Annotated in this window: 23 protein-coding genes and 2 pseudogenes; 16 read left to right on the forward strand and 9 right to left on the reverse strand. The window is 60.8% G+C overall.

What is annotated here, in order from left to right; translation table 11 throughout:
* Positions 1 to 39 precede the first annotated feature (39 nt).
* Positions 40 to 1,014, forward strand: a complete 975-nt coding sequence (locus AC097W_RS19035; RefSeq protein ID WP_479604210.1) for an AEC family transporter — start codon at positions 40 to 42, stop codon at positions 1,012 to 1,014.
* Positions 1,015 to 1,024: 10 nt separating this feature from the next.
* On the opposite strand, the gene AC097W_RS19040 is transcribed toward AC097W_RS19035, so the two are convergent.
* Positions 1,025 to 1,567 (reverse strand): hypothetical protein, encoded by a 543-nt coding sequence (locus AC097W_RS19040; RefSeq protein ID WP_479604211.1) that lies wholly within the window; start codon positions 1,565 to 1,567, stop codon positions 1,025 to 1,027.
* A 102-nt stretch (positions 1,568 to 1,669) separates the two neighbouring features.
* On the opposite strand from AC097W_RS19040, the gene AC097W_RS19045 reads away from it, so the two are divergent.
* On the forward strand, positions 1,670 to 2,668 hold the full coding sequence (locus AC097W_RS19045) for a hypothetical protein (RefSeq protein ID WP_479604212.1): 999 nt from the start codon (positions 1,670 to 1,672) through the stop codon (positions 2,666 to 2,668).
* Here AC097W_RS19045 and priA read toward each other — a convergent pair.
* The 6 genes from priA to AC097W_RS19075 all read right to left on the reverse strand — a co-directional run bounded on the left by priA (position 2,665) and on the right by AC097W_RS19075 (position 10,413).
* The gene (priA, locus tag AC097W_RS19050) at positions 2,665 to 4,890 is read right to left on the reverse strand and encodes a replication restart helicase PriA (protein WP_479604213.1); all 2,226 of its coding nucleotides are present in this window, start codon (positions 4,888 to 4,890) and stop codon (positions 2,665 to 2,667) included. The two genes, AC097W_RS19045 and priA, sit on opposite strands and share 4 nt — an antisense overlap.
* A gap of 371 nt (positions 4,891 to 5,261) precedes the next feature.
* The gene (hemE, locus tag AC097W_RS19055; protein WP_479604214.1) at positions 5,262 to 6,428 is read right to left on the reverse strand and encodes a uroporphyrinogen decarboxylase; all 1,167 of its coding nucleotides are present in this window, start codon (positions 6,426 to 6,428) and stop codon (positions 5,262 to 5,264) included.
* 86 nt (positions 6,429 to 6,514) lie between these two features.
* On the reverse strand, positions 6,515 to 6,949 hold the full coding sequence (locus tag AC097W_RS19060) for a CoA-binding protein (RefSeq protein WP_479604215.1): 435 nt from the start codon (positions 6,947 to 6,949) through the stop codon (positions 6,515 to 6,517).
* Positions 6,946 to 9,246: a protein-disulfide reductase DsbD family protein gene (locus tag AC097W_RS19065; RefSeq protein ID WP_479604216.1), complete on the reverse strand. Its 2,301-nt coding sequence runs from the start codon at positions 9,244 to 9,246 to the stop codon at positions 6,946 to 6,948. Before AC097W_RS19065 ends, AC097W_RS19060 begins: the two co-directional genes overlap by 4 nt.
* Before the next feature lie 131 nt (positions 9,247 to 9,377).
* A complete protein-coding gene (locus AC097W_RS19070; RefSeq protein ID WP_479604217.1) occupies positions 9,378 to 9,953 on the reverse strand; it encodes a porin family protein in 576 nt (191 codons plus the stop codon).
* A 142-nt stretch (positions 9,954 to 10,095) separates the two neighbouring features.
* Positions 10,096 to 10,413 (reverse strand): DUF167 domain-containing protein, encoded by a 318-nt coding sequence (locus AC097W_RS19075; protein ID WP_479604218.1) that lies wholly within the window; start codon positions 10,411 to 10,413, stop codon positions 10,096 to 10,098.
* Between the two features lie 45 nt (positions 10,414 to 10,458).
* Between AC097W_RS19075 and AC097W_RS19080 the strand changes: the two genes are divergently transcribed.
* From AC097W_RS19080 to cynS, 8 genes are all read left to right on the forward strand, one after another.
* Positions 10,459 to 12,057 carry a B12-binding domain-containing radical SAM protein gene (locus tag AC097W_RS19080; protein WP_479604219.1) on the forward strand — a complete coding sequence of 533 codons (1,599 nt, stop codon included), beginning with the start codon at positions 10,459 to 10,461 and terminating at the stop codon, positions 12,055 to 12,057.
* Positions 12,054 to 12,902, forward strand: coding sequence for a creatininase family protein (locus AC097W_RS19085; RefSeq protein ID WP_479604220.1), 849 nt, complete (start codon positions 12,054 to 12,056; stop codon positions 12,900 to 12,902). Before AC097W_RS19080 ends, AC097W_RS19085 begins: the two co-directional genes overlap by 4 nt.
* A gap of 71 nt (positions 12,903 to 12,973) precedes the next feature.
* Entirely contained in the window at positions 12,974 to 14,194 is a 1,221-nt protein-coding gene (locus AC097W_RS19090; RefSeq protein WP_479604221.1) for a sensor histidine kinase, read from the forward strand.
* Positions 14,187 to 14,891, forward strand: a complete 705-nt coding sequence (locus AC097W_RS19095; protein WP_479604222.1) for a response regulator — start codon at positions 14,187 to 14,189, stop codon at positions 14,889 to 14,891. Before AC097W_RS19090 ends, AC097W_RS19095 begins: the two co-directional genes overlap by 8 nt.
* A 116-nt stretch (positions 14,892 to 15,007) precedes the next feature.
* A complete protein-coding gene (locus AC097W_RS19100; RefSeq protein WP_479604223.1) occupies positions 15,008 to 16,414 on the forward strand; it encodes a CmpA/NrtA family ABC transporter substrate-binding protein in 1,407 nt (468 codons plus the stop codon).
* The gene (ntrB, locus tag AC097W_RS19105) at positions 16,415 to 17,281 is read left to right on the forward strand and encodes a nitrate ABC transporter permease (protein ID WP_479604224.1); all 867 of its coding nucleotides are present in this window, start codon (positions 16,415 to 16,417) and stop codon (positions 17,279 to 17,281) included. It begins immediately after the preceding gene.
* A gap of 6 nt (positions 17,282 to 17,287) precedes the next feature.
* Entirely contained in the window at positions 17,288 to 18,082 is a 795-nt protein-coding gene (locus AC097W_RS19110; RefSeq protein ID WP_479604225.1) for an ABC transporter ATP-binding protein, read from the forward strand.
* Between the two features lie 44 nt (positions 18,083 to 18,126).
* The gene (gene cynS / locus AC097W_RS19115; protein WP_479604226.1) at positions 18,127 to 18,570 is read left to right on the forward strand and encodes a cyanase; all 444 of its coding nucleotides are present in this window, start codon (positions 18,127 to 18,129) and stop codon (positions 18,568 to 18,570) included.
* Positions 18,571 to 18,652: 82 nt separating this feature from the next.
* On the opposite strand, the gene AC097W_RS19120 is transcribed toward cynS, so the two are convergent.
* Together AC097W_RS19120 and AC097W_RS19125 are read right to left on the reverse strand one after the other, a co-directional pair.
* Entirely contained in the window at positions 18,653 to 18,910 is a 258-nt protein-coding gene (locus AC097W_RS19120) for a DUF2442 domain-containing protein (RefSeq protein WP_479604227.1), read from the reverse strand.
* A complete protein-coding gene (locus AC097W_RS19125) occupies positions 18,882 to 19,121 on the reverse strand; it encodes a DUF4160 domain-containing protein (RefSeq protein WP_479604228.1) in 240 nt (79 codons plus the stop codon). Before AC097W_RS19125 ends, AC097W_RS19120 begins: the two co-directional genes overlap by 29 nt.
* Before the next feature lie 107 nt (positions 19,122 to 19,228).
* Between AC097W_RS19125 and AC097W_RS19130 the strand changes: the two are divergent.
* From AC097W_RS19130 to AC097W_RS19155, 6 genes and pseudogenes are all read left to right on the forward strand, one after another.
* A pseudogene (locus AC097W_RS19130) lies at positions 19,229 to 19,300 on the forward strand (cyanase); the annotation flags it as partial.
* Positions 19,301 to 19,447: 147 nt separating this feature from the next.
* Positions 19,448 to 20,086, forward strand: coding sequence for a DUF2239 family protein (locus tag AC097W_RS19135; RefSeq protein WP_479604296.1), 639 nt, complete (start codon positions 19,448 to 19,450; stop codon positions 20,084 to 20,086).
* A 22-nt stretch (positions 20,087 to 20,108) separates the two neighbouring features.
* On the forward strand, positions 20,109 to 20,474 hold the full coding sequence (locus tag AC097W_RS19140; protein ID WP_479604229.1) for a GIY-YIG nuclease family protein: 366 nt from the start codon (positions 20,109 to 20,111) through the stop codon (positions 20,472 to 20,474).
* Positions 20,471 to 20,905: a MarR family winged helix-turn-helix transcriptional regulator gene (locus AC097W_RS19145; RefSeq protein ID WP_479604230.1), complete on the forward strand. Its 435-nt coding sequence runs from the start codon at positions 20,471 to 20,473 to the stop codon at positions 20,903 to 20,905. The genes AC097W_RS19140 and AC097W_RS19145 overlap by 4 nt, the downstream gene beginning before the upstream one ends.
* A gap of 54 nt (positions 20,906 to 20,959) precedes the next feature.
* Positions 20,960 to 21,886, forward strand: a complete 927-nt coding sequence (locus AC097W_RS19150; RefSeq protein ID WP_479604231.1) for an alpha/beta fold hydrolase — start codon at positions 20,960 to 20,962, stop codon at positions 21,884 to 21,886.
* Positions 21,887 to 21,976: 90 nt separating this feature from the next.
* Positions 21,977 to 22,149 (forward strand): annotated as a pseudogene (locus AC097W_RS19155) (cyanase); the annotation flags it as partial.
* Positions 22,150 to 22,188: the final 39 nt, after the last annotated feature.

Below are 22,188 nucleotides of genomic sequence, written 5' to 3' on the forward strand. Positions count from 1 at the left end.
TGGGCGTAAAGCGCCCATAAATGCCACGACAATGGGCGGGTGCTGCAAATCCTCTCGGTCACCTTCCCCTTCTTCGCGCTCGTACTCTGCGGTTTCATTGCCGCCCGCCGGGGCATGCTGCCGCTGCAGGCCATACCGGGGCTCAACGGCTTCGTGCTGTTTTTTGCCCTGCCGTGCATGCTGTACCGGTTTGGCGCCAGTACCCCCATCGCCCAGCTGCTCGACCCCAGCGTGGCGCTGACCTACCTGCTGTGCGCACTGGTCATGGTGGCTTTTGTAGTGGCCGTCACCCTGCATGGGCGCATTGGCTGGAATGATGCGTCGTTTGGCGCGCTGGTCGGCGCTTTTCCCAACACCGGCTTCATGGGAGTGCCGCTGCTGGTGGCGCTGCTGGGCCCCAAGGCGGCCGGGCCGGCGATTGTGACGATTCTGGTGGACATGGTAGTGACCTCCTCGCTGTGCATTGCCTTGTCCCGTCTGGGTGACAAGAGCCACGGCGGTGGCGCCTCGGCTGGCCTGGCGGCCAAAAATGCGCTCAAGGGCGTGGCCGCCAACCCCATGCCCTGGTCCATTTTGCTGGGGGCGCTGGTGTCGGCCCTGCAGCTCGATTTGCCCAAACCCGTGGTGCAAACCGTGGGCCTGCTGGCCGACTCCGCATCGCCCGTGGCCTTGTTCACCATTGGTGCGGTGCTGGCACGTTCCCAGATCATGGCCGATTCCGGCGAGGCCCACCCGGTGCACTGGATGGAAGTGGTGCCCGTAGCCGCCATCAAGCTGTTTTTGCACCCCTTGCTTGTCTTGCTGGTGGGTTCCGCCGCCATTCAGCTGGGCGTGCCGCTGGACCGCTTTGCCCTGACGGTGCTGGTCTTGCTGGCCGCGTTGCCCAGCGCCAGCAATGTGTCACTGCTGGCCGAGCGCTTTGGCGCGGACAACGGACGCATTGCGCGGATTATTCTGGTGTCGACGGCAGCCGCCTTCTTCACGTTTTCAGGCGCGGTGGCCTTGATGACGTGAGCCAGCCGGGTTAGACCAGATCAATGTCCTGGGCGAAGGATGCGGCTACTGATCCGAAATCGCCCATGATCTTGTGCCAGTCGTATCCGCGATGGGTTCCGAGGTATTCAAAGAACGAAGAGGCCGGGTCGTTCAGCAGGATCGCCAGGGCGTACCCATCGGTGTTGTCACTTAGCTTGATCATCGCATCGTATTTCGTACCGGTTGCCAGCGCATCATCAACCACGACCGGGGCGGGATCAAAAAATACGTTGGGCAAATCCCGGCGCAGGCTCAGGCCAAAGTCCGATGTGAAGACGGCTTTTGCTTCATCAAAACTGCGCATGTCTGAAAAATGGCCATAGGGGCGAATCTCGAAATATGCATGCAACGGGGGCATTTCTTCGCGGTCTACGGACATGTCGAACGCAGCGTCAACCGCTTGCCGGTCGCCTTTTTTGAGGCGCAAGCGAACAATAAGCGCCTCAGAGATGCCAGAAAATCCTTCCGCCTGAAAATGGCGAACGATTCGCTCGGCCATGGCATCGGCAGGAAGACTGGATGGGGTTGTCATGGGTATTTTCTTTCGCAAAGACGCGCAGTGTACCCAAGCCGCTTTTTTGGCGTGAAAACCCCCGTATCCTCAGACCATGTTCATCCACACCGTTTTTTTTCCGTGGCGAGTCTAAGTCAGCGTTTTTCGGTCTATCTGTCCAATCCGTTAGCGCTTCTGGCGCTGTTTGTGGCCGCTTCCATTGTGATGATCTGGCGCCTTCGGGCAATAGAAAACAAGGGCTTCGAGGGGACCGTCCTCGGGTCTTTGATCATGCCGTATTGCTCTGGATTTGCGAATCTGGTTTTCGCCTATGTAATGAGCCAATCCCCAGGCAATGGCCGATTGGTCGTCGAGAACTGCGTGGTCAACAACGTCACCAATCTGACGCTGATTCTGGGCCTGTCGGCGATTTTTTCGGCTTCGGCTATCACCCCCAAAAGCAAGCCCAATGCCAAAAAGAAAGCACAGTCCGACGTTTATCGCTTGTACCGGCTTGACCTGCTGTTCACCCTGGTGGCCCTTTTTCTGTTTACTGGCGCCTTGTGGGCACTGGCCAAAGACAAGGTGATTGATTTTTACGATGGCTTGGTTCTGGTTGGCCTGTTTCTGTTCTGGCAGGTGCTGCATGTGTTTGAAATACTCAAAAACAACGTCAGAAAGAACCGGTCGTTCCATTGGTCGATTGCGATCGACCTGGTGCTGATCGCCGCCAGTGCCTATTGCATCTACCTGAGCGTCGATCACCTGGTTGACTGGATTTCCAAAGCGGATGGCAAGGTCTTGAGTTCGGCGAATCTGGGCTGGTTGAGCGGCGTGCTGATGGTGTTGCCCAACGCGTTTATCGCGCTCTACTACGGCTACGTGGGGCGGCAGGACATCGTTGTCAGTTCCCAAATTGGCGACAGCCATATCTGTATTCCCATGTGCATCGGCTTGTTTGCCTTGTTTGACCGGATTGATGTTCCCGGCTACTTTCAAATGGGGGCGTTCATCATTCTGGGCGCTGCCGCAGTGCACTTTTTGTCGATCGCGATTCTGGGGCGCCTGCCGCGCATCCTGGGGTTTGGCATGGTCGGCGCATATGCGGTTTTTATGTATCTGGGAATTGTCCAGTCCTAAATCGCCAGCGGGTCCACATCCACGGCCCAGCGAATCAGCCCTTTGCCCTCGGGCCCCTGCCGGGTGGCGTGCAGCACCGATTGCCAGCCACTCAAAAACCGTTGCAGGGCCGCCCGCGACGGGCTCTCAATCAACATCTGGGCGCGCTCGATATTGGCGACCCGTTGAATGCTCATGGGTACCGCCGGGTACAGCGTGACCTGCGCCAGAACGTCCGCCCAGCCCTCCCATAGCGCCATATCCGTGCTGGCCGCCGCGCTGGCGGCATTCAAAAAGGCTTGGGCCACCTCTTGCGTGCGGGCCTCTGCGCGCACCAGGGCCTGGGCGCTGAACGGCGGCAGACCGGCTTGCTCGCGCTCCATCAATTGCGCTGTTGCAAAAGCGGGGTAGTCGTGGCGCTTGAGGGCGGCGTAGAGCGGGTGTGCGGGCTGGAAGGTCTGAATCCACATTTCGCTGCCCGCGCCCAGCGCGGCATCGCGCCCAGCGCGCCCGGTGGCTTGCATCAGCAGGCTGAACAGGCGTTCGGGTGCGCGAAAGTCGCTGGAAAACAGGGCGCCATCGGGGTTGACGGCGGCCACCAGCGTGATGCGTCGAAAGTCGTGGCCCTTGGCAATCATCTGCGTGCCGACCAGCACGTCCACATCGCCCGCATGCACGGCGGCCAGCTGGCTCTCCAACTCGCCTTTGAGGCGGGTGGTATCGGCGTCAATGCGGGCCACGCGGATCGGCTCGCCTTCGGGGAATTCCGCGCTGACGGAGTTCGGGCGGCGCACGTCGGCCAGCAGCTCCGCCAGGTGTTCTTCGAGCCGCTCGGTGCCACGCCCCAGTGGAGCAATGTCGGGGTTGCCGCAAGTGGGGCAGGCGCGCGGCACGCGCTCGGTGAAGCCGCAATGGTGGCAGCGCAGCGTGCGGTCGATCTTGTGGAATACGCGAAAAGCGCTGCAATGCGGGCATTCGCTCTTCCAGCCGCAGTCAGCACAGTGCAGCACCGGGGCGTAGCCACGCCGGTTCAAAAACACCATGCACTGCTCACCGCGCAGAACCCGCTCCTTGATGGCCTCCAGCAGCGGGATCGAGAACACGGCGTTGCGGTGCTGGTGGTTCATGTCCACCCGGCGCACCAGGGGCAGGCCTGCGGGTGTGCCCGCGGCGGCGCGGGTGCGCTCCTGGGCGGTTTGAGCAGAGGCTGCATCCGGTGTGGTGCCGATGCGGCTGGGCATGTGCAGGCGCAAGTAGCGGCCGCCCTCGGCTGCGGGGCGACTGTGGTGCCAGCTTTCCAGAGATGGCGTGGCCGAACCCAGCAGAACCTTGGCACCTTCGAGCTTGCCCCGGTACACCGCCAGATCGCGGGCCGAATAGCGCGCGCCTTCGCTGCTTTTGTAGCTGGGGTCGTGTTCTTCGTCCACTACGATCAGGCGCAGCCGGGGCATGGAGGCAAACACCGCCATGCGGGTGCCCAGAACAATGCGCGCGGCACCACTGTGGGCAGCCAGCCAGCTTTTGAGGCGCTGCGGGTTGGTCATGCCGCTGTGCAGTGACACCACGGCGTCCTCTCCATACAGGGGTGTGAAGCGTTCCTTGAAGCGGGCTTCCAGCTGGGGTGTGAGGTTGATCTCTGGCACCATGACCAGGGCCTGGGCTTCGGGGTCGCTGGCCAGCAGGGTCTGCACGCTGTTGAGGTAAACCTCGGTTTTGCCACTGCCGGTGGCGCCAAACAACAGGAACGGGCCGGGATGATCGTTGATCTGGGCGACGACAGTGGCTTGCTCGGGCGTCAGTGCGGGAATGGCGAGAGGGCTGCTGTTGGGGACTGCCCCGGTGTCGCTTGCGGATTTGCCCTGAGCCACTGTGCCGCGTTTGAGGCGGCGCTGCATTTGCTGGGGGGAGAGTTCACGCAACTGGGGCGGCAGGGCCGCCAGCGCCACCTCGCCCAAAGAGCGCTGGTAATACTGTGCCGTGAAGCCAATCAGCTGTTGCCAGGCGGTGCTCAACGGGGCAATGCCGTCGAGCGTCCCGGCGATGGCCTTGATCTTGCCAGGGTCCAGTTCGCCCGTGGCCTGTGCGGCGTCGCCATCCCACACCACGCCCAGGGTCTCGCGTTTGCCCAGGGGCACGCGCACCAGGGTACCGGGCGCAAGTAGCGCCTCACTTCGGTAGCTCAGCACCGAACCCAGCGAAGCATGGGCCGGGGTTTGAACGAGAACACACAGCCAGTGGCTCATGGGCGGAGCGCAATCACCGGAAAGAAACGGGGGAGGCTAAAGACCACTTGGGGCAACTAATTGAAGTAATTCTGCGAAACCGGAGCTAAGTGCTTGATTTGAAAGCATTTTGCCGTGTATCCAAGATTTCTGTGGATAACTTTGTTGATATCTTGTCCTGACCCCCGCCAAAGCCTTGTAAATCAAGGGTTTCAACGAAATGCCCACAAAAAAAGCAAAAGTTAAATTCCTTATGAATCAAGCACTTACAGGCGCTATCCCTTTTATAGCGCCGACCACCCAAACGGTGGAGGCAACCGGAGCCGCTCTGCATTTTTTGTGCATAAGTGCAAGGAGCGGCTTCAAACCCGGGTAAAAAAATGGTAAGGGATTCAAGCCCGCAGTTTGCGGGAATGGCTGTGCACCGCTTCCACCAGCGCAGCCACATGGTCTGGCGGGGTGAACTGGCTGATGCCGTGGCCCAGGTTGAAGATGTGCGTGGGGCCGGTGCCGGTGCCCTGGTAGGGCGCGCCAAAACTGTCGAGCACCCGTGCCACTTCGGCTGCAATTTGAGGTGCGCCTGCAAACAGCACGTTGGGGTCGATATTGCCTTGCAGCGCCTTGCCTGGGCCGTTCTCCAGGCCGCCGACCTGCGCGCGCGCACGGGCCAGGTTCACGGTCCAGTCCAGGCCCAGCACGTCGCAGTCCAGCGCCGCCATCTCTTGCAGCCACAGGCCGCCGCCTTTGGTGAAAACAATGCGCGGGATGGTCTCGCCCTGGGGACCCTGGCGCTTGAGTTGGGACAGCACGCGCTTGGTGTACGCCAGGCTGAATTCCTGAAAGGCGCCATCGGCCAGCACGCCGCCCCAGCTGTCAAAAATCATGACCGCCTGTGCGCCGGCATCGATCTGGGCGTTCAGGTACACGGCCACCGCGTCAGCATTGACGGCCAGGATGCGGTGCATCAGGTCGGGGCGGCTGTAAAGCATGGTCTTGACCCGGCGGTAGTCGTCCGAGCCCGCACCTTCGACCATGTAGCACGCCAGTGTCCAGGGGCTGCCAGAGAACCCGATCAGCGGCACGCTACCCTTGCCATCGGCTTGCGTCAGCGCCTTGCGGATGGAGCTGACCGCGTCAAACACGTAGCGCAGCTTCTCCATGTCGGGCACTTCCAGCTTGGCGACAGCCGCTTCGTCGCGCACGGGGGATGCAAAACGCGGACCTTCGCCCTGTGCAAAGCTGAGACCCAAACCCATGGCGTCGGGCACGGTGAGGATGTCGCTGAACAAAATAGCAGCGTCCAGCGGGTAGCGTGCCAGCGGCTGCAGCGTCACTTCGGTGGCGTAGTCGCGGTTGGTGGCCAGGCCCATGAAGCTGCCCGCTTTGGCCCGGGTGGCGCAGTACTCCGGCAGGTAACGGCCGGCCTGGCGCATCAGCCACACGGGGGTGTGGTCTGTGGCTTGGCGCAGGCAGGCCCGCAAGAAGGTTGCGTTGTGCAGGTTGGAAAAAGTGGGGTCCTGGGTGGCGGGGCTGCCGGGGGCGTTGTGCTGGTCGTTCATGGATTCAATTGTCGCAGTTCGCGTGGGGAGTCAGCTTGACTCTGGTCAAGAATAGCCTGCAACGCAGGAGCCCGGCTGGCGGTGGCTCAGGAGGCCGTGCCGTGGCGGGCATGTTCCACCATCAGGCATTTGTTCTGTACCACCAGCAGCCCTGCCGCGCGGGCCTGGGCTGCGGCCGCCTCGTGGGCGATGCCCATCTGCAGCCAGATGGCTTTGGCGCCAATGGCAATGGCGTCGGCCACCACGGGTGGCACATCGTCGCTGTTACGAAACACGTTGACCAGCTCAATGGGGTGCTGGCGCGCAGCGTCGGCCAGCGTGGGATAGCACTTTTCGCCCAGTATCTCGGCCGCGTTGGGGTTGATGGGGATGATGCGCCAGCCTTTGGCCTGCATGTAGCGCGACACCTCGTGGCTATCACGGTGCGCCTTGGGCGAGAGGCCCACCACCGCCACGGTGCGCATGTGGTCCAGGATGGTCGCCATGGCTTGCTGCTGGGTCCTGTCGTTGGTCGGGTTCATAGTTGGGCGACTGCGGTGCGCAGGTCCTGTGCATTCAAAATTTCGGAAAACACCACCGGCGTGCGCCCGGCCTGGTACAGAACATAAACCGGTACGCCACTGCGCCCGAGTTGCTCCAACGCCTGGGTGATGGCGGGGTCGCGCCGGGTCCAGTCGGCGCGCAGCAGGGTAACTTGGCGGGCGCGCAGGTCGGCCAGAACCTCGGGGTTGCCCAGCGTGGTCTTCTTGTTGTACTGGCACGTAATGCACCAGGCGGCGGTGAAATCCACAAACACCGGGTGGCCGGCGGCCAGTTCGGCGTCGACCCGCCCCGGCGTCCAGGCTTGCCAAACGGCGGCACCATCAGCGGGGTTGGCAGCGTCTGCGGAACTTGTCGTGGCGGGTGTGCTGTCGTCCATTTTAAGAATGTTTGGGCCTATAGCCCCCGTCAATACTGCGCAGACCGCTATAGAAGTGATAGCAAATACCCAGCGGCTGCGTCCCTCCAGACCCAACGACCAGACCAGCAGCGCCAGACCCAGCAGCAGCGCCAGCAAGGCGCCTGCGCCGTCCACGCCGCTCAAATGCCCCAGTACCCACACCAGCCATACGACCGTGGCCAGCATGGGAAAAGCCATGAAACGCCGAAAGGTGTCCATCCAGGCGCCGGGCCTGGGTAGCCACTGGCCTACGGCTGGAACCCAGCTCGCCGCTAAAAAGGGCAAGGCCAGGCCCAGGCCCAGCGCAGCAAAAATACCCAGGGCCTGCGCACCCGGCAGGCTGATGGCATAGCCCAGTGACGCGCCCATGAAGGGCGCGGTGCAGGGTGAGGCAATGGCCACGGCCAGTACGCCGGACAAAAACGCGTCCACCACCGGGTGGCGTGCCTGCATCGACGCGAGCCGGTGGGGCAGCAGGCTGCCCACATCAAACAACCCCGCCAGATTCAGCCCCAGTAGCGTGAACAGCGCGGCAAGCACTGCCACGACGGCCGGAGACTGCAGCTGAAAGCCCCACCCTAGCTGTTCACCCGTAGCGCGCAGCGCCAGCATCAATGCGCCCAGGCCCACAAACGACAGCACCACGCCCAGCGTGTAGGCCAGGCCCTGGGCTCTCTGGGACGCCCGGCTGTGCTCTCCGTGCCGGGCAAACCCCAGCACCTTGATGGCCAGCACCGGGAGCACGCAGGGCATGAGATTCAAAATGAGGCCGCCCACCACAGCGGCGGCCATGGCCCACAGCCAGGTACCCCATCCTCCGTCCTGGATTGCAGGGGGTTTGGCGTTGTTGGCCAGGGCTGCCTGCAGCGCGGGTGACACCCCGGCTGTAGTTGCAACGGGTGGCCAGACGCCGTTGACCTGGGCCACCGTTTGCAGGCTTTGCCCATCCAGTGTGAGCACCATCGGCAGCGCCGTTGCGGAGCCCTCGCGCTGGGCCGAGAGCGGCAGATAGGCCGTCCAGGTGCCGTTGTTCCAGGACTGGGTGCCCGCCTGCGGGGCTGCGCCACTGGCACTGACCGTATCGCTGGACTGGGGCGCTGTGGGCGCTTCGAGTAGATTGGGTGTTTCGGGAAAACCATTGAGCGCCTTGCCCTGCCACGCCGCAGGCAGGCCGGTGACGGAGAGGGTCAGGGCATCGCCTGTGACCTTGGCCTGCGCCGAGCCAGAAAACGGCTGCGGGCTGGCTGCTGCACGGGTTGCCGCAAAGTCCGCGGCATGCAGCGCGGTAGAGCCTTGCACGGGTACCCGCAGCACAAAATTGCCTTCCTGGGGAATGCACTCTTGGCGGCACACCAGCCAAGCGGCAGACAGCCGAATTTCCAGGCTGCCAGAAAGCGCAGAGGCAGATGACAAAAAGTCTTTGCCAATGGTCAATGGCACCGGCAGCAGCACCGTGTCCTCAAACCCGTAGTTCGCCAGCGTTCCGATGGCAATGCGTTTGGGGGTGGGCCAGGCGATGTCGCCCGCCGCGACGCCGGTGGGCAAGGTCCACTGCAGCGTGGTGGGCAGGCCGGAGTCGCCCGGGTTCTTCCAGTAGGTGTGCCAATGCGGCTGGTGGCTGAGCTTTAGCCCCACCCACACGGCATCACCTGCGTGGACGCCATCCGGTGCGAGCGCCACCAGTTCCGCGCGGACCTGTTCGGTCTGCACCACGGCACCCGCTTCAGTGGCTTGGGGCTGGTTTTTTAAGGTGAATTGGGCGTTTGCCCCCGTCCATATTGTGCAAGCAGCTATAAAAACAATAGCGCCTTGCAGCCGGTGGCGCCATGTGAGGCGGCGCGATGGGGGGGGTGGGAGAAAGGCGGGCAATAGAGTCATGTCACGGTGGGAGCGGGGTGGAGGGTTAAAAGTTCCAGCCGCAGGGGGCTTGCGGGACCAGGCATGGCGCCATTGTGGCATTGGCACAAAAAAGCCCACCGAAGTGGGCTCTGGGTGCATCTTCCTACGCGTCAGAACTTGTAGCCCACTCCGAGCGAGAAAATGGAAGCCTTGGGCTTGACTGCCACCCCACCGATCGTCTTTTCATTGAACTGATTCTCGTCATAGCCCACTTGGAAAAACAGGTTTTTGTCCAGCATGCCACGCAGCCCCAAACCATATCCCACGCCATCAATGCTCGTCGTGGTTTCTACGCCACCGGTTTTTGCCACATTGGTGGCAGACAGCGCCGACACTTTTCCGTATAGCAACAGGGACTCGGAAATAGCGAAGCCCGGCAGGAGGTCGAACGATGCCCCATCCTTGGTGCTGAACTCGGTGGCACCCAGCCTCCCTGCGTTTCGGCTGCCGGTACTCGCGGTCAGCCCAAGGCCCATCACAAACTGGGGACCCAGTGCAAACGCATATTGCCCCTGCAGTCCCAAGCCGGACCCATCGCCGCTGTCCGATACGCCGGCCCTCTCTGTGGTCGAACGGGCCATCTCGGCATTGGCACCCAGGCTGAAACCCTCAAAGCTCTTGGCCTGGGCAAACACCTGAGGTGCCACCAGCGCAACAGACGCAGCAATCAACAAAGCACGTTTCATGGAAACCTCCTTGAAAGAACAGTATTGCGAAAACCCGAACCAGGCAGCGGTGCCGGACAGCAACGCCCACGCTACCCACCCAAACCGTGGCTCTTGTAGTTTCAGTATAGGTATCAGAAGGATTCTGGCAAGTTGATAAATCTCAAAGGGTGTGCGTCTGTGTGAATACGTCAGGCAACTTGGCAGGCGCCTTGATACGCAGCTGCTTGTTGACGTTTTCCTGGCCAAACACCACTTCAATGTCCGCAGCCGCCACGCCGAACAGCGGCGCCAGAAACCGCACCATGTGGTCGGTCGCCTTGCCACCTCGGGGCGCCGCAGTGACGCTGACCTTCAGTTGCGTGCCTTTGGGTTTGCCAATGGCGTCCTTGCTGGCGGACGGCTTGCCCAGAATGTTGACCACCAGCACATCGCCCTCCCAGGCAAAGAAGGAGTCGCCGGTGGAATTTCTAGGGCGCATGGAAGCTGAAAACGGTTGTGGACATCGGAGTTTGATAATACGGGCATGAACCGCGTCGTGCTGGCCACCCTCAATGCCAAATACATCCATGCCTCGCTGGGCCTGCGCTACCTGTTGGCCAATATGGACCGGCACGGCGGCCCCGGCCTGCGCGCGCAGACCACGCTGCGTGAATTTGTGATCCAGCAGCGCCCCACGCAGATCGTTGAAGAGCTGCTGGCGCTGAACCCCGCCGTCATTGGACTGGGCATCTACATCTGGAACGTGGTGGAAACCACCCAGGTGGTGCGCCTGCTCAAAACCCTGCGGCCCGATATCAAAGTGGTGCTGGGCGGACCGGAAGTCAGCTTCGAGACCGGCGAGCAGGAAATTTGCCGCTTGGCCGACCACGTGGTCACCGGCTGGGGCGATGTGAGTTTCCCCAAGCTGTGCCGGGCCTTGCTGGACGGCCCCCAGCCGCTGATGAAGGTGATCGTGGGTGAGCAGCCCGCGCTCAGCGAGTTGACCATGCCCTATGGCGAGTACACCGCAGAGGATCTGGCCAAACGCCTCTTGTACGTGGAGGCCTCGCGCGGCTGCCCGTTCAAGTGCGAGTTTTGCCTGAGTTCGCTCGACAAAACCGCCTGGGCGTTTGATCTGGATGCCTTCATGGCCGAGATGGATGCGCTCTATGCCCGCGGGGCGCGCAACTTCAAGTTTGTGGACCGCACCTTCAATTTGAAGGTGGATTTTTCGGTGCGGATTTTGCAGTTTTTTCTGGAACGCATGAAGCAGCCAGACGGTAGCTTGCAGGCTTCCCCCGATTTATTTGTGCACTTTGAAGTGGTGCCAGACAGCCTGCATGACCGGCTGAAGGAGTTGATTGCGCAGTTTCCAGCGGGCTCGCTGCAGTTTGAAGTGGGCATTCAAAGCTTCAATCCCGAGGTGCAGCAGCGCATTTCGCGCAAGCAGGACAACCAGAAAACGGCCGACAACCTGCGCTGGCTGGTAACCCAGAGCCAGGCCCATGTGCATGCCGACCTGATCTTTGGACTGCCCGGTGAAACGCTGGAGAGTTTTGCAGAGGGCTTTGACCGCCTGCACGCCCTGGCACCGCACGAGATTCAGTTTGGCATTTTGAAGCGGCTGCGCGGCACGCCGATTACCCGGCACACCACCGACTTTGCGATGGTCTACGACCCGCAAACGCCGTACACAATTCTGCAAAATTCGACCATCGATTTCGTCACCCTGCAACGCATCAACCGCTTTGCACGCTATTGGGAAATGGTTGCCAACGCCGGGCGGTTTTCTCAGGCGCTGCGGTTGTTACTGGGCGCGTCGGCCTTCTATAACTTTCTGGCCTTTAGCGACTGGCTGTGGCGCAGCACCGGCAAGACCCATGAGTTTGCCTATGAAAAACTGGTGGACCTGCTGTTTGAACACCTCACGCAAGCGCGCGGCCTGCCAGAAGGCGCGGTGCGCGCGGCGGTGTTGGCCGACTACCAGGCCAGCGGTGCCCGCGGCAAACCGCAATGTCTGGCCGACGCGCTCAGTGCGGTCCGTAGCGAGACGCGGGAGCGCGCCGCTAACCCGCGCTCGCAGCGGCAAAGCCGCCATGTGCATCAGAGCGTCCATTCAACTGCCCTCAAAATACACCCATGAACTCTGTGCCCACACCTGCTGCTGTTCCCCGTTTTTGGGCCGATCTGAAAAGCCCCGACTTTGCGCGGCTGGACCGCAGTCGCTGTGTTGCGGTTTTGCCCGTGGCGGCCATTGAACAGCACGGCCCGCACCTGCCGCTCAATGTGGACACCACCTTGGTCAACGGCGTGATTGCCGCGGCCCTGCCGCATCTGGGGGCGGATGTGCCGGCGCTGTTCTTGCCAACCCAATCGGTGGGCCTGAGCCCGGAGCACGCGCAGTTTGCCGGCACTTTGACCCTCAAGGCCGAGACCGTGATCCGCCTGTGGACCGAGCTGGGTGAGAGCGTGGCTGCCAGTGGCGTGAAAAAACTGGTGCTGCTCAATTCGCATGGCGGGCAGGTGGGCGTGATGGACATCGTGGCGCGCGACTTGCGTGCCCGTCTGGGCATGCTGGTCTACAGCGTCAACTGGTTTGGTTTGCCGCTGGTGGGGCCGCAGGGCGAGGATGTGAACGCCCTGTTCAGCGCGCACGAGCACCGCTTTGGCATCCATGCAGGCGAGATTGAAACCTCCATGATGCTGGCGCTGGCGCCGCACCAGGTGGACATGACCCAGGCACACAACTTTTTATCCACCTCGGAAGACCGCGCGAAGCAGTTCGCCATTCTGGGCAATGGCAAGAGTGCCAAGCTGGGCTGGCAAATGCAGGACTACAACCCGGCCGGTGCCGTGGGCAATGCCTCGGCGGCCACGGCCGAAAAAGGTCGTGCGGTGCTGGATGCGGCGGGCAGGGCACTTGCACAACTGCTGTCAGAAATTGAGCAGCTTCCTCTGTCCATCCTGGTGGATACGTCCGCCGCGTAATCTGTCGTCGGTGCCGTTGCAGGTGCCGCCACCTGCACCAAACTGGCACAGCCATTGCTTTCAGCACCGGCATGCTCACCGATACGCTCCAAATTCCGTCAACTTCTGACAAAGGGGTCGATCCCTTGTGGCAACACCAGCTGGGGCTGTTGCTGGAGTCCACCGGAGAAGGCATTTTTGGCATCGATATGGACGGACTGTGCGTCTTTATCAACCGGGCCGGCGCGCGCATGCTGGGCCGCGAGCCCCACGCGGTGTTGGGCTGCAACATGCACGACCTGACGCACCACTCGCATGCCGATGGGTCGCCCTACCCGGTGACCGAGTGCCCTATTTTCAAGGCCTTTCGCCAGGCGTTGCCCTGCCGTATTGAAACCGAGGTGTTCTGGCGGCAGGATCACACCGCGTTTGCCGTCGAGTACACCAGCTATCCGCTGGTGGACGGCTCCGACGTGCGCGGCGCAGTGGTGACCTTTGTCGATATAACCGACCGCAAACAGGCAGCGCAGGCTTTGCAGCGCGCCAATGCCGACCTGGCGCGCGCCAACGATGAACTGGAGTTGCGTGTGGGCGAGCGAACGCAAGAGTTGTCGGTGGCATTGGGTCAGTTGCGTGAGCTGGCGGCCTACTCCGAAAAAGTGCGGGAAGACGAACGCACCCGCATAGCCCGCGAGGTGCATGATGAGCTGGGCAGCTTGCTGGTGGCGCTCAAGATGGACGTGAACTGGATGGACAAGCGTCTGGGCGAGCAGCAGCAGCGCGCACCGCTGGAGGCACAAGCCATGCGCACCCGGTTGCGCTGCAAGTGCCAGAACATGAGCCGCCTGATCGAATCGGCGGTGGACAACGTGGGGCGCATCATCACCGACCTGCGGCCCAGCATTCTGGACCACCAGGGTCTGTGGGCGGCGCTGGAGTGGCAGGCGCATGAGTTTGCGCAGTCCGCCGAATTGAAGCTGGACTGGGCCATGCGGGGTGTCGAGGGTATCGAGTTGCCCGAGCCGCAGGCCATGGCGGTGTTTCGCATCTTTCAGGAAATGCTCAGCAACGTGGGCCGCCACGCACGCGCCAGTGCACTCGACCTGCGCATACAGGTAGACGATGCGGTGCTGACGATTGCCGTGCAGGACAACGGTTGCGGTGCGGCGGCCCAGGCGTTTGAAGCGCCGACGGCCTATGGCGTGATGGGCATGCGCGAACGGGCCCGGCATTTTGGTGGTCAGCTGGATATTTCAAGTGAAATAGGCCACGGGTCCACGTTCTGCCTGCGGTTGCTGCTATTGAATGCATAGCATGATCCGTATTTTGATTGGTGACGACCACCGTATCGTGCGCGAAGGCCTCAAGCAGGTATTCGCGGACGCGCCCGAGGTGGCTGTGCTGGCTGAGGCGCAAACTGGCCCGCAGGTTCTGGATCAGGTCCGCATGCTGGGTGGTCCAGCCGGGCTGGACCTGGTGTTGCTGGATATCGCCATGCCTGGCAGTGACGGTCTGGAAGTGCTCCAGATTCTGCGCCGCGAGTACCCGGCGCTGCCGGTGCTGATGCTCAGCACCTACCCGGAAAAGCAGTACGCGGTGCGCTGCATCAAGTTGGGTGCGGGCGGCTACCTCAACAAGAGTGCAGACCCGGACGATATGGTGGCGGCCGTGCGCAAAGTAGCAGGCGGCGGCATGTACGTGACCCCGGCCACGGCGGAGGCACTGGCTGCGGCCATGGCGGCGGCGGCGGCCCGTCCGGGTAGCGGGGCTGGAGGCGCTGGCGGGGTGGAGGCGCTGTCGCACCGGGAACATCAGGTGTTTCGCCTGCTCACAGCCGGGCACACCGTGAGCGAAATTGGTGCACAGCTCAAACTCGCGCCCAATACCGTGAGCACTTACCGGGCACGAATTCTGGAAAAAACCGGTGCCAAGAACGATGTGGAGCTCGCGCTGTTCGCCGAGCGACACACCCGCGCTACGCCTGCGACGGAATTGCCTCCGCTTTTGTAGGGCCAGCCCTACAGGGCGTCGTGCCACACGGTGCGACTTGGGGTGTGGGGCCATTCCCGGCGCCAAACTGGCCCGCACCTTGCAATGACTTCGGCATCAACTCGACGAGGTGTGCCATGTCCGAATTCTTCTCTCCCTATGATGCCGACCGTCCACTGATGCTCAAGTGCAGTTGCGGGCGCGAACATTCCGTCGCCGACCACCATGCCGAGGTGGCTGCCGACAGCGCCGCCATCGAGCTGCGTCGTCGCAGCGAGACGGCCGAATTTGAGGCCTACAGCAACGAATTCATTGAAGCTACCCTGGTGAAGGCGCTGTTTCCGCAAGACGCCGTGCGCCGCCGTTTTCTGAAGGCCGTGGGCAAAAGCACGGCCATGGCGGCCATCGCCAGCGTGCTGCCCATGGCCAGCATGCAGGCCATGGCGCAGGAAAAACAGGGTGCGCTGGAGAAGACCAATCTCAAGATCGGCTTCATTCCCATCACCTGCGCCACTCCGCTCATCATGGCCCACCCACTGGGCTTCTACCAAAAGCAGGGCCTGAATGTAGAAGTGACCAAGACCGCAGGCTGGGCGCTGATCCGCGACAAGATGATCAACAAGGAATACGACGCCACGCATTTCTTGTCGCCCATGCCGTTGGCGATCTCCATGGGTCTGGGCTCCAATGCCACCCCCATGAATGTGGCCACCATCCAGAACATCAACGGCCAGGCCATCACCATGGCCCTCAAGCACAAGAACAACCGCGACCCCAAGAACTGGAAGGGTTTCAAGTTTGCCATTCCGTTTGAGTTCAGCATGCACAACTTCCTGCTGCGCTACTACCTGGCCGAAGCGGGCCTGAACCCCGACACCGACGTGCAACTGCGCGTAGTACCACCCGCCGAGATGGTGGCCAACCTGAAGGCCGGCAACATCGACGGCTTCCTCGGCCCCGATCCTTTCAACCAGCGCGCGGTCTACGAAGAGGCCGGTTTTATCCACGTGCTTACCAAAGACCTGTGGAATGGCCACCCCTGCTGCGCCTTTGGCACCAGCACCGAGTTCATCCAGAAAAACCCCAACACCTTTGCCGCGCTGTACCGTGCTGTGTTGACCTCTGCCGCCATGGCACGCGACCCCAAGAACCGCGAACTCATAGCCAAGGTGATCGCACCAGCGCAGTACCTCAACCAGCCCGAAGCCGTGCTCAACCAGGTGCTCACCGGCAAGTTTGCTGACGGCCTGGGCAACATCAAAAATGTGCCTGACCGTGCCGACTTCGACCCCATGCCCTGGCAGAGCATGGCGGTGTGGATGCTCACGCAGATGCAGCGCTGGGGCTATGTCAAGGGCGACGTCAACTACAAGCAGATCGCTGAAAAAGTGTTCCTGTTGACCGACGCCAAAAAGCACATGAAGGCGCTGGACCAAAAGGTGCCCGATGGCGCTTACCCCAAGTTCAAGATCATGGGCAAGGAGTTCGACGCCGACAAGGCCGCCGCCTACGCCAAGAGTTTTGCCATCAGCAAGGCGGCCTAGATGACGGTCTGGCGTTCCCTCAACTTTCGGGCCGGGTTGCTCTCGGTGCTGATTCTGCTGCTGGTACTGGGAATCTGGTACGCGGCCACCGGATCCACGGCGGCGGCCACCAGCTCGGCGGGCATGACACCCGAGCAGATCGAGTACGCCAAGATGATGGGCAAAGACCCCGGCAACGCCAAGGCCGCCGGGTTCCCCACACTGGGGCAAATGGGCACCACGGTGTGGGGGCACCTGTCCAACCCGTTCTATGACAACGGCCCCAACGACAAAGGCATTGCCATCCAACTGGCCCATTCCCTGGGGCGTGTGGGCCTGGGCTTTGGGCTGGCTATGCTGGTGGCCATTCCGCTGGGCTTTGTGATTGGCATGTCGCCGCTGATGCGCAAAGCGTTGGACCCCTTTATCCAGGTGCTCAAACCCATCAGTCCGCTGGCGTGGATGCCGCTGGCGCTGTACACCATCAAGGACTCGTCCATTAGCGGCATCTTTGTCATCTTCATCTGCTCCATCTGGCCGATGCTGGTCAACACGGCTTTCGGCGTGGCCTCGGTCAAGCGCGAGTGGCTTAACGTGGCCAGCACACTGGAAGTGAATCCGCTGCGCAAGGCCTTCCTGGTGATCCTGCCCGCGGCGGCACCCACCATCCTGACCGGCATGCGCATCAGCATGGGCATTGCCTGGCTGGTGATTGTGGCGGCCGAGATGCTGGTGGGCGGCACCGGCATTGGCTACTTTGTGTGGAACGAGTGGAACAACCTGTCGCTGACCAATGTGATCTTTGCCATCGTGTTGATCGGTGTGGTGGGCATGCTGCTCGATATGGCTTTTGCACAACTGCAAAAGGCGGTGACCTATGTGGAGTAATCGGTAATGGAAGGCTTTCTCAAAATAGAAAACCTGGGCAAGACCTATGTTCCTGGCAAGCCCGTGTTCGCGGATGTGTCGTTCGCACTGAACCGCGGCGAGTTTGTCTGCATCATCGGCCACTCTGGCTGCGGCAAGACCACTATCCTGAACGTGCTGGCCGGTCTGGACACCGCGTCCGACGGCTATGTGTTCATGGACAACCGCGAAGTCTCCGGCCCCAGTTTGGAACGCGGCGTGGTGTTCCAGAGCCACGCGCTCATGCCCTGGCTGACCGTGCGCCAGAACATTGCGTTTGCCGTGGTGTCACGCTGGCCCGAGTGGCCTCGTGCCAAGGTCAATGTGCATGTAGAAAAGTTTGTCGCCATGGTGGGCCTGAGCGCGGCCATCGACAAAAAGCCCAGCCAGCTTTCCGGCGGCATGAAGCAGCGCGGGGGCATTGCGCGCGCCTTTGCCATCCAGCCCAAGATGCTGCTGCTGGACGAACCCTTTGGCGCGCTGGATGCACTGACGCGCGGCACCATCCAGGACGAACTGATGGGCATCGTGCGCGAAACCCGGCAAACCGTCTTCATGATCACCCACGACGTGGACGAAGCGATTCTGCTGGCCGACCGCATTTTGCTCATGAGCAATGGTGCCGAGAACGACACCGGCTACAAACCCGGTGGAATTGCCGAAGTGGTGGTCAACCCGCTGCCACGCGAGCGCAAACGGGCGACCCTGCACCACCTGGACGGCTACTACGACCTGCGCAACCACATCGTCGATTTTTTGGTGACGCGCGCCAAAGCCCATTGATCTATTCGTCTTATTCACTTACCTCAACCGACACAGGAGTCTTTATGAACCGCATGGAAGTTACCGAGAAAATCATCACCGCCAAAGTTGCCAAGGGCATCCAGTGGGCCGACGTGGCCAAGAAGGTCGGCCTGTCCAAAGAATGGGTGACCGCTGCCTGCCTGGGCCAGATGACGCTGGACGACAAGCAGGCCAAGATCGTCGGCAAAATCTTCGGGCTCACCACCGAAGAACAGAAGTGGCTGCAAGTGGTGCCCTACAAAGGCTCGCTGCCCACACCGGTGCCCACCGACCCGCTAATCTACCGCTGGTACGAGATCGTCAGCGTGTACGGCACCACCATCAAGGAACTGATCCACGAAGAATTTGGTGACGGCATCATGAGCGCCATTGACTTCAGCATGGACATCGTGCGCCAGCCCGATCCCAAAGGCGACCGTGTGAACGTGGTGCTGTCGGGCAAGTTCTTGCCGTACAAGCAGTACTGAGAGGTTTAAATCCTCTGGTCAGGGGTGCGCCGCCTGCGCCACAACGCGACAACCTGACGCTGTGCGTCCGCGACGAACAATACTAGCGGGCAGCGCCCGACACCAACGGGAAAGCTGCAGGATTGCGTATGGACTGCACCGACAAATCGACATCCAACTCTGGCCAATACAAATGGTCAGGGGCAGGCCATTGAACATCTGATATTTGCTCAATCGTGCTCTTTCGAAACCAGGGAAATTGGTCGAAAGGCACGAGTAATTCTTCGTCTGCAAGCAGCAGCCAAAACCCATGTTTCGAGATGTGGGTAACTTCAACCGCCGAAGTGGTGGTTCCAGGCATCCTGAATCTCCTTTAAATGCGCGTTCACAACTGCTTGCGCTTGACGGATTTGCGCAGCAGAGAGGCCCGTGTGGTTGGCTAAAACCACTTGCGGGGTAAGCCAGAACTTAGCTTCGCCATCAGTGTGCGCAACATGCACATGAATGCGCGTTTCTTCACGAGAAAAGAAAAAGAGACGAAACTGGCCGTCGCGAACAATGGTTGGTGCCATCTAGCTACTTTAACCAACTTTCTATCCAGCAGCACGTTGGAATTGACAGGCGCTGCACCGCTTCATGGTGCGCAGCGTCCACCGACCCGCTGATCTACCGCTGGTGCCAGCCCGATTCCAAAGGCGACCGCGTGAACGTGGTGCTGTCGGGCAAGTTCTTGCCGTACAAGCAGTACTGAAGGGGGGGCTCAACTTCGGTTGCGCAGCGGTTGGCGGTACCGACGTGCCAGTCACGGAGCACGGTGGCTTATTTTTACCCGGGTATTATTGACAAATCAATTTTACCCGGGTATTATTGGGCCATCCAATTCAGGCCCGATCTCACCGTGATTGATACCGCTACTCCTTCCTATACCAGCTTCAACGGCCACAGGCGCATCGCCTCTGGCAGTTTGCCCGTCAATGCATTGACTGTAAAACATGCTCTGGCGTCCGGCGCACTCACTCCGCTGCTGACCTTCTGCGACCAGACAGGCCAAGTTGTTGATCTCGACATTCGAGGCAGCGATGCCGAGATGTTGGCACGTCTACCTCCAGAGGGGTACCTGCTTCATGGACACGAATCGGCACGGATTGATTCCGGGGAGTCTGGTGAGCCACGTGGCCGTGGCCGGCCAAAGCTTGGGGTTGTCGCGCGAGAAGTCACGCTACTGCCGCGCCACTGGGATTGGTTAGCTACACAGCCAGGCGGTGCATCTGTGACTTTGCGGAAGCTGGTTGATGAGGCACGCCGGACCAATGCGGACCGGGACAGGCAACGCCGGGCGAATGAATGTGCTTACCACTTCATGTCAGCCATGGCGGGTGATATGGCTGGCTTTGAAGAGGTCTCGCGTGCGCTGTTCGCGAACGACGCGGCAAAGTTCTTCCAACAGACCGAAGCCTGGCCGGCAGACGTTCGCGATTACGTCAGGTACCTGGCTTACCCGCTACCGATGACAGAGCTGCCATCGCTTACGCCGTGACTCATTTGGAACAAAAGGATTGATGATGACAAACAAACAAGCGCTGAAACGGCAGTATCTGGAGACGAAAACCCGAGCCGGTGTCTATGCGATCCGTAACCAGATCACGGGCCGGGCGTTGGTGGCAGGCAGTACGAACGCTCAGGGAACACTCAACCGACATCGTTTTGAACTGCAGCATGGACTGCATCGCAATGCGAGGCTTGCGCAGGATTGGGTCGAGCATGGCGAAACCAACTTTCTCTTCGAGGTGCTTGACATGGTCAAACCCTGCGAAGACCCAACGTTCAATGCCGCACAGGAATTGGAAATGCTGGTTGGCCTCTGGCGCCAGGAAGTCCCTTGCCTTGGCGAATTCAGCTACGACAAACCGAGAGGCAAACCATGATGAACACGAATCTCGACTTCTGTTTGGCGCTACATCGTGCCCATGCCAGCCTGCAACTCAAGCTTGACAACGAGTTGGGCACATACCATGGCATCCATTTCAACGACTTCGCGCTGCTGAATTTGCTCGCGCAAGCGGACGGTGGTCGGGTCAGCATTCCGGAACTCGTGCGTCCGCTTGGTCTGCCTCAATCGGCTGTGCTGCGTCAGTTGATCGTGCTCGAAAAGATTGGCCTTGTGGTGCGCGAGGGTGCAAATGGAAATCGTCAAGTTGTGTTGCGTCCAGCCGGGCGTGCGCTGGTGAACGCCGCACGCGAGACCGCCGATAGCATTTGCACCGAAGCCGTTGAATCAATCGCCCCTGCAGTGGTAGCGACGGTTTCCGCAGCACTGGAAACGCTTGCACACACGCCAACCTTGGCACTCTCATGAATCGAAGCGCTCCCCAAAAGCGCACGACCCAAGAACATTGAAGGACCACACGCCATGCCCAAGACTAAAGCGAACGGAATTGAAATTGAATACGATTCTTTTGGCAATAACGAGGCGCAAGCTGTTCTGCTGATTTCCGGTCTGGGTACGCAGATGATTCGCTGGAGCGAAACGTTTTGCCAGATGTTGGCAGAACAAGGCTACCGCGTGATTCGCTTTGACAATCGCGACGCTGGCCTTTCAACGCACTTCGATAGCGCATCCATGCCAGATCTCGCTGCAATTGCCGACGCAGTCTCTCGCGGCGAAACGCCCAATGTCCAATATACGCTGTTCGATATGGCGAACGACGCAGTGGGACTTCTCGACTCGTTGAGGATCACACGCGCGCACGTGGTTGGGAGATCAATGGGCGGAATGATCGCCCAACTGATGGCCAGCGAGCATGGTGAACGCGTTCTCTCTCTGGTTTCCATCATGTCGAGCACTGGCAATCGTGATCTGCCGGGAGCCAGCCCTGCAGTGATGGCGGCGATGACATCGCCCGCGCCACATCCTTTGAAAGACGAACAGGGCTATCTCGCACATTGCGTTGCCTTTTCTCAAACGATTGCCGGGCGAGGCTATCCGTTCGACGAATCCGCTCAACGTGACCAAGCCTTGGCTGAAGTCATACGCGCATACAACCCCAACGGGTTTTGGCGGCAACTCGCCGCCATCGCAGCAACCGGTGACTTAAGAGAAAGACTGGCCAACATAACGACTCCGACGCTTGTGTTGCATGGGTCAGACGACCCACTCGTTCCTGCGGAAGCTGGAAAGGACACGACGGCCCATATTCAAGGAGCCCAACTACTGATCGTCGAGGGAATGGGCCACGATCTTCCACCCTCGTTGTTCGGGTTTGTGGCCGGCGTCATCGCAGATAACGCACGCCGCAGTTTCAACCCATTGGCAATTCCGAGAAAAATAGGCCTCTAGCCCTCGTGGAATATGCGCAAGCAGCTATCAAATAGATAGCGAGCAGCAGTTGCTGCTTCAGGCACAGACAGCCGTTACTCCGGCGCTTCCACCGACCCGCTGATCTACCGCTGCTACGAAATCGTCAGCGTCTACGGCACCACCATCAAGGAACTGACCCACGAAGAGTTTGGCGACGGCATCAAGAGCGCGAGCGCGACTCCAAAGGCGACCGCGTGAACGTGATGCTGTCCGGCAAGCGCCTGCCGCACAAGCCGTACTGAGGGGTTTGAATGCCTCGGTCAGGTGCGCGTTTCTGGTTT

Source organism: Rhodoferax sp. GT1R46, from assembly GCF_056521285.1.